Source organism: Terrilactibacillus tamarindi, from assembly GCF_009718825.1.
GTDB classification, from domain to species: Bacteria; Bacillota; Bacilli; order Bacillales; family Sporolactobacillaceae; genus Terrilactibacillus; species Terrilactibacillus tamarindi.
On the sequence record NZ_WNHB01000009.1, the window covers coordinates 46069 to 60052 of the forward strand.

The window sequence follows — 13984 nt, forward strand, 5'->3', positions numbered from 1 at the left end:
GGATAAAATATCCTCTTTTTCAATAAACTATGATTCCAATGAATGAATATTTAATTTTTTCTCCTGCTACCCATTATACCTTATTCAAATAATGTTATCTGTTCTGTCTCACCAAGTCGAGCAATTGATTTTGGCTCATGATCTTGGAAGTAGGCGTGGTGAAGCCACTTTTTTTTAGCCATGACTTTTTTATTTGAATCCGTTGAAGCTCTTAGACGGCAACTATATATGATGGGGAAATAGTCTTGGAGGAATTTCCCTTCAGTGTGGGCTGTAAGAGCAATAATTTGAAAACCAAGTTGTTCTGCGACAAAGAAAACAGGACTTAGTACATGGTCACTTGATGCTTTTCCAAAAGGATTATCGAGCATAACAACTCGATGATGCTTCATATTCATATCTGGTTGAATGTGTTTCTTTTTTTCTGCCACGTAGTTTAGAATTCCTAAAAACAGTGTCATATTCTTACTCCACTTTTCTCCTCCTGACCACACATTGCTTTGCTCCCAGGAGTAAGAACGCGTCGTAACTTTATTATCGTTGGTTACTTTGCGACAACTTACCTTCATGACCTCATTATTCATGACCATTTGTAAGAGTTGCTTTGATTGGAGCCACATTTCAACTTCTTTTCGTATTTTCTCATCATCTTGCCTATTTTGTTCGTTCAAGAAACGATCAGATTCTAATTGCTTTAGAATCCATTCGACATAATCCCTGATACGCATTTTCCCAACCTCTTCTTCCCATACAGGAATTTTAAAGGTAAAAATGGTTTTCCAATCATCCATAACTTTAACTTTTGTCCTTTTCGGAATTTCCTTTAGTTCTTCGACAAGCGTCTGGAGATGAGAATGAATTTGGTTAATAAATAATTGTAAATCTTCGTCACTCTGGAGCTGGAACGTATTCTGTTGGAAATGAATGTTGCTTTATAAATTGATCTACCTTGAGAATAAAAGGCAAATGCTTTTTCCAAATGGAAGGATCCATTCTATAGTATTCATCTATATTAATCGCCGGATGCAATTTGCCACGATAAATTTGTAATTCTTTATGAAAATCTTTCATTAGTAGACTTTTATTAATTCGATAGTGAAAGGCAAGTGACGGAGATCGATCTGTACGTCCTTTCGCTTTGACCATGACGAGAATTTCCTTTTCTTCAAATTGTAAAATGGTGTCGGAAAAAGCCTCGTATGTAGGAAAAAATGAGTTTAGTAGGTGTTCAAGTTCTGATAAAGTGATCGTCTTCTTCTTAAATGTAGCAAATAACTTTCTTATTTGATCCAATTAGACATGCACCTCAAATCAATCAGTAGATTATATACCATTATTGTACTAGATTGCAGAGGTGACCGCAGTAGGGTTGTTCAAGTAAGCTGGATTCTTTTTGAATCTTTTTATTGTTCACCAAAATGGATAATTGGCACTTCATTTGTTTTTTCATCCATACTTGGCGGATTGCCAAAAAGAGGAATGAAACATCCATGTTCATAACCTACCATATAGCTGGCTTCTTGATCGACATCATCCTCAGAAAAGATTTTGCTATACTTTTCAAATTCTTTAGCTGTAATGACTGAATTAAATAATATTCTTTTCCGCCCTCCATCTTTTCGAACTATGACACACACACCGTGTCCTTCTCGTTCATCAACCTCCAATACCTCACCTTTCACTGGATCGATTTTATAGAACTGCGAATAATTATATCCGCAATTATCACAGATAATATATTTTTCATCTGACTTATAATAAAAATCTTCAATTGCAGAACAAGCACAATGAGGGCATTTAATGACAGAATAAGTGGAACCCATTTAAATCTCTCCCCTTTAATATTATATTTGGATAAAGTGAATGATTGAATAAATAGATGTGTAGAACTATTGTGAGGAAAAGTAAATAAAGCGGATAATATGGAGTTTGAGAACGCTTAGGTACGTTAATGCTTAAGGTGGTGAAAGCGGATGGAGAAATCATGTTATGCATAACCTTAACTTTATCATTAATTAAGGATATTCAAACATAAAAAATCTAAGTAGGAGATACATTAACTAGTACTGAGGCATAGTTTTTCTGCAAAGACTATTCCCGTGAAGGGTTGGCTATATACAGCTCTTGGTATTCTCACCATGTAATGAAAATTTCTGGGAATTCGATATCTGCGAGTTCTTCTATATATCGAATTGAGCTTTTTGAATAAGCTGAGACGGCTTCAACAAGAATCCACGTATCGGATAATGCTCACGGCTTGCTCCCATTCAATGATTACACCTCCCTTCGTTGTTTATCACAATTTACATTTGTTAATCTAGCGAGTTGAAAATACTGTTAATAGAGATATGAAACCTGGTGGCTTACTGATGTGTTAATATGTGGAGTTAATAAAAGTTGGTGAACTTCGAAGGTGGTATAGCATCTAAGTTATCTTAATTTTAAATTTTTTTCGAAATTTGTCAAGTGAAATGTAATGGAAAATGTCAGAATTTTATCTAATGAATCTGAAAAGCTACGGAAGTCGATTCCTATAGCCATACATACATCCAACTTGGGTTCAGACTTTAAAAATAAAATTAGGAATTTAACTACCTATATTTAAGATAGTACTTTACGTATAAATAATTTTATGTTAGCATAGTATACAACAACTAATTGCGGTGTATAGCTTCGGCTTACACTTAAGGGGACTGGATGCGTCTGGTCCTCTTTTAATTTTGCATAAGATTTTTACCTGAGTTTCGTACCCTAAACCAGTTTTTCTAACTTGTAATCCTAGTTAAACCTACTTTGCAACGATTCTTGTAGTTTTCATAGTCAAAATTGATAACTTTTTTTATTCAACCCAGATACAAAGGAGAAGATGCGCATTCTTAGAGACTTAGTACCTTTTCCTATTGTTTAAAAATTGTCTAAGCACATCTAAATAAAATAATTGTATAATCAATATATAATCCAATACATATTACCGACTTCCTAAGAGGTGACTTAATTGAAAAAAGAACTATCTGTCGTGGCTGCCATTATCGAAAATCACGACAATGAAATACTATGTGCCTTACGTTCACCTTCCATGTCCATCCCGAACCATTGGGAATTTCCTGGTGGTAAAGTTGAAGAAGGCGAAAATAATTTTGAAGCCATTGAACGTGAAATTGCTGAAGAATTGAACTGTGTTGTTGAAGCTCGAGACTTCTTCTTCACTAATCGACATGAGTACGAGAGTTTTATTATTAACCTTATTTCGATTAAATGTCGGTTAGTTTCTGGCAACCCAACAGCAAATGAACATTCAAAACTTATCTGGTTAAAAAGAGAAAATCTTAATTCACTAAAATGGGCACCAGCTGATATACCCATTGTGGATCTACTCACTAACGAAGAAGTGTAGCGTCATACGCTACACTTTTGTTATGAACTCTGTATATAAAGAGGTTGGGATCTCGTGATGCAAAGCAATCTCTGTGGTGATGGGTTTATTTCCTTCATATTTATAGACATCACCAGTACCAATGTAAATAAAGGGTTCTGACTGCCCATCTAATTTTCTATATTTGCGGATGAACAAATGGAGTCGAATGCCGTAATCTTTGTTATGAATGATATTTTGACCTTGCTTGGAAGCTTGGCTTTTCGTATTCGGTGATTGCCATTGAAAAGCAGATTGACTTATGAAGTGATCTTTGTAGTTAATCGTTTCTTTTATGTCCTCCTCTTTATGAAGATCAATAAACAAAAAATAATCTTTTCCATTCGTCACAAGTCCAGATCCCCGAAATGAGCTATGTGTTTTTCGATAGTTTGAGAGAATCGCCGTATCTATCATCGTATACTGTTCGTACAGTTTGAAATGGGGTACCCCATAATTCTTTGCGCCGAACTTTTTTTCATACCGAAAGATACCATAGTTCAAAACATCGAGGATAAAACGTTTATATTGTTCACCAGTTAATACTTCACTAAATGTATTTGTACGTGACAATATGCCTTCCTCAGAGTCATATACACATAATCTCATTTCTCTTTCCTTTTGTCTTTTATCATCGAAATCTTGATTAAGCCGCTCGAAGGTATGATGAATGGAATCTCCGGTTACATCTTCTACTACCTTAAGAATTTCATTTCTTGCAGCATCTATCGTAATGGATTCATGTGAAACCAAATATTTCAAGATACTAAATTCATACACTCGTTTGAGTGGCAAATAACTCGACAGTTGGATTAATATTTGATGAAACGTCTCATTTTTCACAAGTTCCTTTAATTCTGGTGTTTTTTCAACAGCAGCAAGAAAACCCACATATGATCTTTTCTTATCTGATCTTTTGTTATCAATAAATTTAATCGGGTCTGGAGAACCTTCATACTTCACATAGTCCATCAAATAATAAGGAATATCGTTGCCTTTCTTTCTACTGTAGAGTTCTTTAAAAGCATAATACTCATCTTTCAAATATTTCATGGCACGGAAATTTTCTTGATCTAATTGTTCTAGGATCCGTTGCTGTGAAATTTTATCCATTTGAATATGTGTAGCACCTGGTAAGTCAGGAAATCCCCTATCCACGGCAACTTTCAGGCTATCTTTATCATAGAAACGTTTTCCGCTGAGCGCGATAGCGATGAGAAAAACCTTACTATGATTACCAATAAAATCAAGCACGGTCAAGAAATTTTGTCCTTCAAATTTACGGAGTCCACGACCCAGTTGCTGCATAAAAATAATGGGTGAGTTGGTTGGCCGAAGCATAAGCACTAGATTCACAGAAGGAATATCGACCCCTTCATTAAAAATATCCACACTAAAAATGACTTGTAAGTCATCATAATCATTTTCAAGCTGCTTGATCACTTCTTCACGCCGAACAGGACTATCTCTTCCTGTTAGACAAGCACTCTTGATGCCTCTTTTTGTGAATTCTTTAGCCATGTATTCTGCATGATCAATACTTATACAGAAACCAAGGCATTTGCATTTAATGCCATCGAACTCATAGAAATTCATCTTATCAATGATAAAATCAACACGCTTATGTACTTTCAACCGTTTCGATACTTCAGCCACATTATCGATCGACACGTCATGAAGGTCGATTCCTTCAATATCGGTAATGCCAAAATAGTGAAAAGGTAAGACAAGATTCTCTTCCAAAGCTTCATTTAGCCTTACTTCGAGTGCAATATTATTATCAAATAAGCCGAAAACATCACCACTGTCACAACGTTCAGGTGTCGCTGTCATGCCAAGTAAGAACTTTGGTTTAAAGTATTCCAGGACTTTTGTATAACTGGAACTTGTGGCATGATGTGCTTCATCAACGATGATATATTCAAACTGGTCTTCAGAAAACAAAAGATAATTATCTTTCAATGTTTGAATCGTTGTAAACACATAATTCTTTCCATACTCCTTTTCATTTCCGGTAAAGAGACCCATTTTACCCGAGCCAAGTAACTTTTCAAATGTTTCTTTTGCTTTTCTTAATATTTCTTCACGATGTACGATAAAAAGAAGTGTTTTCGGTTTGTAGCTTTGAACATCAAACGCTGACATATACGTCTTACCTGTTCCTGTTGCTGATATAACAAGGGCTCGTTCTTCGCCATGATCCCGCAGCCGATGCAAATTATCCATGGCCTCTCTCTGCATGATGTTCGGTGTAATCTTCTTTTTAACCGTGTATTCAAATTGCTGTTCACGAACGACCGCGCGTAATTTCATCTCATGAATAAAGTTCTTATACTCTTCTAAAAAAGCTTCATCTGCATCATGGCATCGTTCCCAAAGTTGTTGATATTCGTTCATCACTTTTGTTAAAAAGCAACCTTGTTCTTTTGAAACGATTTCAACATTCCATTCCACATTACTTTTTAATGCACTTTGCGTAATATTAGACGAGCCAATCATAATCTTAAAATCATCTTTGTTTTCAAAAATGTACACTTTCGTATGAAATCCAGTTGATCTATCCGTTTGAAAAACCTTGAGTTTGATATTGTCGAATGTCTTAATCTTCTCCAATGACTTCGGATCAGTAAAATTCAGATAAGTAGTTGTCATAATCTGACCCTTCACACCGCGATCTTTGAGCTCTTTCAAGTTATCTAATAGGAGCTGTAAACCACTATAGTTAATGAAAGCTACACTGAGATAAAAGCGTTGGCAGGTTGCAAATGCTTGTTGTAGTTCGTATAGGAATGTTTGTCCTTTTGAGTTAGTGATTAGTTTGTTGGTTAGATGCATGTTAGTGAGTCCTTTGGGTTAATGTTAGTTGATTAATAGCCTTTACGTGAACTGAAATGTAAAATCAGCGATAAATACGACTGGTGATATCTTTATATTTATATCTTAATTGTTATATACTACCTTAACATCTTTAAATTAATCCTTGTTATCTGCTGAGAGAGTATAAATATGAAAAAGGAAGACCTTTTCCCGGTAGAATAAAGTCACCACAACTCATCCATAGAAAAGAGGTCTTCCCTATGAACCAGTTTACAACAAAAATCGTCGATGCACTAGCAAAAAAGCAAGATATTGCGGAAGTTTTTCATTCTCATTAGAAAAAGCAATCAACTCGCTCTTGGTAACCGAACTTACTAGTAATCCTTAGGGTACATTTCATGTATTATCTTTAACAACTCACTAGTATTTGTTCCATAATCTTTAATGAATCTTTTAGCTTAATCCAATAAATAAGTTGGTCCCTATTTTTTATTCTCCTTAATTGGATAAGTGCCTAGTATAGTAAATAGGTTCAGATAATTAAAAAGACCATCATTTTCATAGTACAATAGAAGAACCTATCACAGAACTTCCACTGTAATTCCTAAACCACAAGGAGATGAAAATGATGGCTTATACATTATTGAATCATATTCAAGGTAAAAACGGAAGTCGATGGGCAAAATTTGTTCGAGAAACTGGTACTGAAAATCTATTGATGGTGGCGATTGATGCGGCGAAATTTACACATAAGGCGATGATTTGTACATTTTATGGGGATATACTAGTTAAACCATTTGAGTTCGATGCTTCATTGACGGGGTTTGAAAAGGTTAAGGAACAGATTCGAATGGAAACAGAACATCACTCCCCGAAATTTGGGGAAGTTTGGTGAATTTTGTCGAAGTGCCTGGCACGCAGCCAGGCGCTTCTACAAGAACCTAACACACCTCCAAGTAATACTTAATCTGTATCGCCAAATAAAGATCACACCTGGTTTTAAATGATGCCAAATTTTTATCCAAAATCTGCGCAATTCGGCTAATCTGATAGTTAATGGTATTACGATGAACAAAGAGTTCCTTTGCGGTTTGATTAATGCTGCAGTTGTTGTTCAGATAGCACTCTAATGTTTGTAAGTACTTTGTGTTATTAAGTTCATCATATTTTTCGAGTTGATATAGTTTTTCATTTTTATAGTCTCGTAAAGCGTCTAAATCGTTCATGGGAAGAAGGAGTTTTAAAAAGTTTAACTCATTATAGAGGAATATCGGCTTCTTAATGACTGATTTCTTAATTAAATCTAATACTTTTATCGCTTGAGTATAACTATTTTTTATATTAAAGATCGTTGATTGGTTTGCTCCTATTCCAGCTATTAAGTCCTTATAATCATAAGAAAGATCATGAAATAGTCGATTTATGACGGTAGAAATATGATCTTCCGTTTCGTTAATAAAGACAATCATGAGCTTAACATCCAATAAAAATGAGATAAAAGCATGGTTATCTTTTAAAAGACGGTTGTCCATTCTTTTTTTATATTAAGCAAGGTATTTTCATCACTGTCGAGCATTTGAATGGCTGCAATACAGTACTGATCGTTTTCTTCGTAGCCATATTTGTCTAATATAGTAAGGTATTCGTCAATATTATTCTGATCAAAAATGGTTCCTTTGATCGCTTTCGTTAATTCCGTTTCTTTCTTTTCAGATTGAAGTAATTCATACGTAAAGATCCGGATCACATCGGCCAAATAGATATGCCAAGGAACAGAAAATAACGGAAAGTCATGTTCGTTACAATAAGCGATCATTTCCGGTGTGACATTTTTGATAAACGGTCCTATATTTACAATCATACCGCTTGCACTGTTTTTGACGTTTTGTTTGATCAGATTAAATAGATCTTCCTCTTCCTTTAATCCAACGCCTGTGGTAAACGTCATTTCATTCCCATGCAGAAAATCAGACATATCTAGACTCTCGACCGTATGGATCCATCTCACTAGATTATCCAGTCCTTGCTCACCCGCGAGAAGCGTCAATTCATGGCTATTTTTCACTTTCATATAAAGTTGTCGAACAGAATTGGCCATCACGAGCTCCCCCTTTTTTTAAATTATACCAATAAGAGCAAGCCTGAGAAAAGTAGCAAAATATTGGTCAAAGCCATAAAAAGATTCTGCTTAATTCTATTAAACAGGTAATTACCCGCAAAAATACCGATGGTGATCGGGATAATCGATAGGAGACATAGAAGTAAGATGTGTCCATTGACTTGTCCTGAAAAAGCTTGTTGTCCAAACAGAAACATGTTCAATATAGCCCAAACGGCAGCCATCGTTGCTCTGAATTCCGTTTTATCTTTAAATACAATAGCGGCATAAATAACGAGTAAGGCGCCTCCAGAAATGATCAATCCATGGATCACACCGGCCATAAGCAATAACATGAGCAAGAGGAGTTTAGGAAGGTGTAAGGACTTTCTGATACATAAGTTTTTTAAAGCAATGATAATGATTAAGATGGCGTATGAGAGAATTAAGATATGAATCGGTATTTTACTATAGATGGTCAGTCCTACCACCATGCCAATTAACATGAGTAAGATGATTTTGGTCAATTCTCGTTTATTTATATTGTTGTAATTGCTTATCGCAATCCACATGCAGCTGATCATCGCAATAAAGTTCAATAGAATCTTCGATAATGGGACGCCGATGACTTGGATTGAGAGTGGCATGGCAATTAATGTTCCGGCAAATCCAGTGATTGTTTGGATGGCGTTTGAATAAAACATGATGAAGAATAATAGAATGAGTTTCACGGGTCTTCGTTCCTTGTCTTTTTTATTTAAGTGCTTAAAAAATGTTATTTGGCTATTTCCCAATGTCGGAACAACCAAATAACATGGACTCATTTCTTATTTGATAAGTGCTTTTTCTTTTGTGTCATTTCCAGCTAAAGATTGATACATGACATACAACATCTCATCCGTCACTGCGACTGGGTTATTATAGAGATTGGGATGCCGGCTTAATTTAACAAGTTGATGAATTTGATCTTCCGTTAACTGATATTTCTTTAAATCTACGGTTAAATTCATGTCTTTTTTAAGTTGATAGATCCTATCCGCCATTTCATCTACTGAATGAAAACCTACCTTTCTAGCAAAATCTGTTAAGCGCCCATTTTCTGCTTCTTCATTCATGCGAGCAAAATAATCTAAGGTGATCCCGCAAGCTTCACCATGAGGAATGTCATAAAGGTTCGTTAACGGGAAAGAGCAGGCATGAGACGCCGCTGTTTTTGGAAGAGTAAAAGAGAGTCCTGCAATTAAACTTGCCTCACACATCTTCTCTCTTGCTTCGATATTTTCTGGATCCTTGTAAGCTGTATAGAGATAGTTGAACACAAGCTGTGCTGCATGAATGGCTAATGCATCGCAAATTGGTTGGTGTCCTTTACTCCAATAGCCTTCTAAGGCATGAGCAAGCGTATCAATACCTACACAAGCGGTGACTCTCGGCGACATGGTAATGGTTAACTCTGGATCAATAAGTGCAATAGCTGGATAGAAATTATCCGAGTTAATCGGTCCTTTATACCCTGTTTCATAGTTTGTAAGAACGGATACACAGGTCACTTCAGAGCCTGTTCCAGCTGTTGTTGGAACGGCGATTAAAGGTAAATGTTCCTTTGGCAGCGGCAAGCCTGTTCCGTGGTACGTTGTAATGTCATCTTCGGTCAAGCAGATGGTTGCCGCCGCCTTGGCACAATCCATTGAGCTCCCTCCACCCAAAGCAATGACAAAATCACAATTATATTGTTTAATAACATCGGAACATTCCATCACATTTTTTACCGAAGGGTTAGGCATGACGTCCCCATACACGTGGTTAATAAGGCCGTTTGATTGTTCAATCATCGTTTTTACCAAGGCACTGTCTTTAAAATGATGACCACATACTATGATCCCATTTTCCTTTCCAAGTTCCTTGGCGATCATGCCTAATTCTTTTATTCTTCCATTACCAAATCGAATATCCACAGGTTGACTGTAATTCCACATGATAAACACCTCACACACGATCTATTTTTAGTTTTCTCTGATTTAAATTTAATTTTTTTGTATTCTTCCTTTGAGCTTGACTTGATAATAAACTAATAATATGACTAACCAACCGATTCCACCAAAGACGGAGATTCTCGTTAACGGCGACGTAATAATCGCAATGAGTGCTGTAATTAAGATGAGAAGTCCGATAATCGGTACCGTTGGCCAAAACTGAATTGGATAATGTAACACTTTATTTTGTTGGTTGGCTTTTCGTCTAAATAACAATTCACTGATTAAGATCACGCCCCACGTCCAAAGCGACGCGAAAGCTGATGCACTTGTAATCCATACATAGACATTATCTGGTGCCAAATAAGTAATGAAGACACCGATCGAGATTATGGCTGCAGTGACCCATACAGCGACATGAGGAACGTCGTTTCGGTTCAGTTTGGTAAAGTTGTTAGGGTAGTACCCCTTCTTTGCCATTCCGAAAAGCATACGGCTTCCACCATACACGCCGGTATTACTCGATGAAAAGGCAGACAAGATGATAATTAAATTAACCAATCCTGCGGCAAACGGAATGCCAATTTTGGTAAACATCAAAACATAAGGACTGGCACTTTTCTCCAAGATATACGTCCATGGAAAGGCACAAAGCATAATTAAGATCGAGCCAATATAAAATAGAGAGATTCTTAATGCAACTGTTTGAAACGATTTTTTCAGAGTGACTCTTGGATTATGCGATTCCCCTGCTTCAACCGCCAGTGTTTCAATACCGCTATAGACTTGAACGACGAGTGAAATCGTGGCAAACACACCTAAGATTCCGTTTGGTAAAAATCCGCCATTTGACCAAAGATTCGTTAACCCAACAGCCTGTCCATGGTTAAATAGACCGGTTAAGATGATAAGAGCACCAAAGGCCATAAATACGGTAATCGCCATGACTTTTAAAATAGCAAACCAATATTCTAGTTCACCAAATATTTTGACGCTAAGAAGATTTGAAAGTGTAAATAGAACTAACGCAATCAGTCCAGGGATCCAAGCTGGGAAGGCCGGGTACCAATATTGAACGAGCTTTCCTATGGCAGCGAGTTCGGACATGACGGTCGCGACCCAATAAAACCACCACATGCCTGATGTTAAAAAGCCCATCCGGTCTCCCATATACTCCCCAGCAAAATGACTAAATGAACCCGAAATCGGATTTTCCATCGTCATTTCACCCAAACAACGCATCACAATCGCCGCTAATATCCCGCAAAACACAAAACTAATTAAGACACCTGGTCCAGCCAGCTTCACCGCTGTTGCCGATCCGTAAAACAAACCAACTCCGATAACGCCTCCTAGAGCAAGCATTTGAATATGTCTTTTCGATAAGCTCCGTTCCAGTTCTTTCTCGCCTTTCGTTTCTTCAACCCATTCTTCTTTTAACTTGGCCTGCAACTTCATGACCTCCCTCTATAAACAAGATAGATTCCGATTAAAACAAATAGGTTTGATCAACCCAAGTCAACACTTCATCTAAAATTGGCAGAGTCTCTAATAACTGTTCTTTCGTTATGATAAGCGGTGGACAAATATTGATGTTATTTTCACGTCCAAAGGTGGAGAAACCTTTTTCTTTTAATTTGCCCATGATGGTAGACATAATGTTGTTAGGTGTACCATACGGCACGAGCGGTTCACGTGTTGCTTTGTCTTTGACGAGTTCAAGTGCTGAGAAGAGTCCGATATATCGAACATCACCTACGCAAGGATGTTTTTCTTTCATTCCTTCTAAAAATTCACCTAGATACTGCCCCACTTCATTGACGTGATCTAAAATTTGATGTTCAAAGTAATAATTGACAGACGCTACACCCGCCGCACAGGCTAATGTATGACCGCTATACGTTAAGCCGCACTGCAAGACATTGTCTTCAAAATATTTGGAGACCTTATCGCTTACGATAACTCCGCCGAGCTGAACATAGCCGCACGTCACGCCTTTTGCAAAAGTAATTAAATCAGGTTCAATACCCCAATGTTGGAAAGCAAACATTTTTCCAGTACGACCAAACCCAGCCATCACTTCATCACAAATCATTAAGATGCCATATTTATCACATAACTTTCTAACACCTTGTAAGTAACCTTCTGGTGGAATAATGACCCCATTTGCACCCGTAATGCTTTCTAGTAAAATAGCGGCAATGGCGTTCGGACCTTCATAAATGATTTGTTCTTCTAATTGGTGAAGATAATAGTTTGTTGCTTCTTCTTCATCTGCAAATTTGATTTTTTCATGATAGATATACGGATCGAAAAATTTGATAAAACCGGAAGCTGCTGGACTTTCAGCTGCAAATCGTCTTGGATCACCTGATGCATTTGCGGCCCCTAAAGACGCTCCGTGATACGATCTATATCTGCTTAAAATTTTACTTTTACCTGTCACCATGCGTGCCATCTTGATTGCATTTTCATTCGCTTCGGCCCCGCCATTCGTAAAGAACACCCTCGAATAATTGTCACCTGCGATATCTACTAACATTTTCGCTAATTTTGCTTTTGGTTCCGTCGCATAAGCCGGCGCCATAAATGCCATTTTATCGACCTGCTCATGGATTGCATTAATAATTTCTTTATTGTTGTGACCTAAGTTCGTACACACCAACAAGGAACTCATGTCAGTATATCGTTTGCCTTGGTAATCCCAGAAATAAATGCCATCTGCTTTTTCAATAGCTAAAGCCTTGTTTCCTTGTTTTGACCAAGAATGCATCACATAATCTTTATCTAAATCTTGAATTTCTTCACCCGTTAATACTTGATCCGCTTTTAAAACATCAACCATTTGATATCCCTCCATATTTAAACTAAAACTTCAGTTATTTTATATCGTGTGTTTGTGCTCAAGCACATAACCCTCCGGAAGGCTATGTTCAGTCAATGGTAAAGGTAGCTAATCTTTATCAAAAAAACGCTTTGTTAAATCATAAATAAAGCCAGCAATAAATAATTTTTTACTATACAAATCATTATATATTTTTAGAATTTTATTACAATGAGACTGCAGCTTAAGAATCTTTGTGCTCGAGCACAAAGTGGATTGGGAATTTATTTTCTCTTTAGCATTAATCAATTTTCTTTCAAGGGGTACAGAAATTGGAATAACAATCATTACACCTATATAAAAACAAAAAAACAGACGCCCTCTTTTTAGAAAGCGTCTTTTTGAAACATCTCTATATAAACTTTAAAGCCCAAACTCACTTAATCTGCTGCACACGTCCAACAATCCCATTTTCTAACATCACTTTAATGCCACGATGATGAACGGCTGAATTAGTCAGAATTCTTTTAACTTTACCTTCTGTTAATTTTCCCGATCTTTGATCCTGTTTTTGTACGACCATCACTGTTGCTCCAATATGAATATCTGCGCGTTTTGTTCCATCCATTCTAATACACCTCAATCTTATTATTTTTCAAATCACTTATTTAAAGTTTTCTATTCAATTAGGGGTTTCATTCTATACTAGTATAAAAGTTATATCCATAAAAGAAATACTGCAACCCTCCCCATCCGTTCCACTCATCTTCTCGTTCAGTAACCTTCAACAAATTAATCCTCATTATTTCATAATTTACAGGATACACACTTTTTCACTTTAATAACTTGTTAATCCAATA

General features: G+C 36.6%; 13 protein-coding genes and 1 pseudogene. 3 read left to right on the forward strand and 11 right to left on the reverse strand.

All coding sequences use genetic code 11. The annotated features are described in order from the left end of the window. Positions 1-80: 80 nt before the first annotated feature. The 3 genes from GMB86_RS07175 to GMB86_RS07185 form a co-directional block, all read right to left on the reverse strand. On the reverse strand, positions 81-791 hold the full coding sequence (locus GMB86_RS07175) for a hypothetical protein (protein WP_230459032.1): 711 nt from the start codon (positions 789-791) through the stop codon (positions 81-83). A 97-nt stretch (positions 792-888) separates the two neighbouring features. Next, positions 889-1293: a hypothetical protein gene (locus GMB86_RS07180; protein WP_155218178.1), complete on the reverse strand. Its 405-nt coding sequence runs from the start codon at positions 1291-1293 to the stop codon at positions 889-891. 110 nt (positions 1294-1403) lie between these two features. Then, positions 1404-1823, reverse strand: coding sequence for a hypothetical protein (locus GMB86_RS07185; RefSeq protein WP_155218180.1), 420 nt, complete (start codon positions 1821-1823; stop codon positions 1404-1406). A gap of 1172 nt (positions 1824-2995) precedes the next feature. Here GMB86_RS07185 and GMB86_RS07190 point away from each other — a divergent pair. Next, the gene (locus tag GMB86_RS07190) at positions 2996-3394 is read left to right on the forward strand and encodes a (deoxy)nucleoside triphosphate pyrophosphohydrolase (protein WP_155218182.1); all 399 of its coding nucleotides are present in this window, start codon (positions 2996-2998) and stop codon (positions 3392-3394) included. Positions 3395-3403: 9 nt separating this feature from the next. Here GMB86_RS07190 and GMB86_RS07195 read toward each other — a convergent pair whose 3' ends face one another. Next, complete coding sequence (locus GMB86_RS07195) at positions 3404-6247, reverse strand: DUF3427 domain-containing protein (protein ID WP_155218184.1); 2844 nt, start codon at positions 6245-6247, stop codon at positions 3404-3406. 242 nt (positions 6248-6489) lie between these two features. Here GMB86_RS07195 and GMB86_RS07200 point away from each other — a divergent pair. Beyond that, positions 6490-6608, forward strand: a pseudogene (locus tag GMB86_RS07200) (IS256 family transposase); the annotation flags it as partial. 249 nt (positions 6609-6857) lie between these two features. Next, complete coding sequence (locus GMB86_RS07205; protein ID WP_230459034.1) at positions 6858-7124, forward strand: hypothetical protein; 267 nt, start codon at positions 6858-6860, stop codon at positions 7122-7124. 46 nt (positions 7125-7170) lie between these two features. Here the strand turns inward: GMB86_RS07205 and GMB86_RS07210 are convergent, their stop codons facing one another. From GMB86_RS07210 to GMB86_RS07240, 7 genes are all read right to left on the reverse strand, one after another. Further along, positions 7171-7713, reverse strand: a complete 543-nt coding sequence (locus tag GMB86_RS07210; protein WP_230459035.1) for a PucR family transcriptional regulator — start codon at positions 7711-7713, stop codon at positions 7171-7173. Positions 7714-7742: 29 nt separating this feature from the next. Next, positions 7743-8327, reverse strand: a complete 585-nt coding sequence (locus tag GMB86_RS07215) for a PucR family transcriptional regulator ligand-binding domain-containing protein (protein WP_155218193.1) — start codon at positions 8325-8327, stop codon at positions 7743-7745. A 23-nt stretch (positions 8328-8350) separates the two neighbouring features. After that, positions 8351-9151: a TSUP family transporter gene (locus GMB86_RS07220; RefSeq protein WP_155218194.1), complete on the reverse strand. Its 801-nt coding sequence runs from the start codon at positions 9149-9151 to the stop codon at positions 8351-8353. A 3-nt stretch (positions 9152-9154) separates the two neighbouring features. Next, on the reverse strand, positions 9155-10303 hold the full coding sequence (locus tag GMB86_RS07225) for an iron-containing alcohol dehydrogenase family protein (protein ID WP_155218196.1): 1149 nt from the start codon (positions 10301-10303) through the stop codon (positions 9155-9157). 48 nt (positions 10304-10351) lie between these two features. Next, positions 10352-11752: an amino acid permease gene (locus GMB86_RS07230; protein ID WP_230459036.1), complete on the reverse strand. Its 1401-nt coding sequence runs from the start codon at positions 11750-11752 to the stop codon at positions 10352-10354. Between the two features lie 37 nt (positions 11753-11789). Continuing rightward, positions 11790-13145, reverse strand: coding sequence for an aminotransferase class III-fold pyridoxal phosphate-dependent enzyme (locus GMB86_RS07235; protein ID WP_155218201.1), 1356 nt, complete (start codon positions 13143-13145; stop codon positions 11790-11792). A 415-nt stretch (positions 13146-13560) separates the two neighbouring features. Continuing rightward, positions 13561-13752 (reverse strand): YwbE family protein, encoded by a 192-nt coding sequence (locus tag GMB86_RS07240; RefSeq protein ID WP_155218203.1) that lies wholly within the window; start codon positions 13750-13752, stop codon positions 13561-13563. Positions 13753-13984 lie beyond the last annotated feature (232 nt).

What these genes read in the sequence shown, in the direction of transcription:
- GMB86_RS07175 (WP_230459032.1), bottom strand. Translation starts at nt 791, where the DNA reads ATGGATGATTGGAAAACCATTTTTACCTTTAAAATTCCTGTATGGGAA.
- GMB86_RS07185 (WP_155218180.1), bottom strand. Translation starts at nt 1,823, where the DNA reads ATGGGTTCCACTTATTCTGTCATTAAATGCCCTCATTGTGCTTGTTCT.
- GMB86_RS07195 (WP_155218184.1), bottom strand. Translation starts at nt 6,247, where the DNA reads ATGCATCTAACCAACAAACTAATCACTAACTCAAAAGGACAAACATTC.
- GMB86_RS07205 (WP_230459034.1), top strand. Translation starts at nt 6,858, where the DNA reads ATGGCTTATACATTATTGAATCATATTCAAGGTAAAAACGGAAGTCGA.
- GMB86_RS07215 (WP_155218193.1), bottom strand. Translation starts at nt 8,327, where the DNA reads ATGGCCAATTCTGTTCGACAACTTTATATGAAAGTGAAAAATAGCCAT.
- GMB86_RS07220 (WP_155218194.1), bottom strand. Translation starts at nt 9,151, where the DNA reads ATGAGTCCATGTTATTTGGTTGTTCCGACATTGGGAAATAGCCAAATA.
- GMB86_RS07225 (WP_155218196.1), bottom strand. Translation starts at nt 10,303, where the DNA reads ATGTGGAATTACAGTCAACCTGTGGATATTCGATTTGGTAATGGAAGA.
- GMB86_RS07235 (WP_155218201.1), bottom strand. Translation starts at nt 13,145, where the DNA reads ATGGTTGATGTTTTAAAAGCGGATCAAGTATTAACGGGTGAAGAAATT.
- GMB86_RS07240 (WP_155218203.1), bottom strand. Translation starts at nt 13,752, where the DNA reads ATGGATGGAACAAAACGCGCAGATATTCATATTGGAGCAACAGTGATG.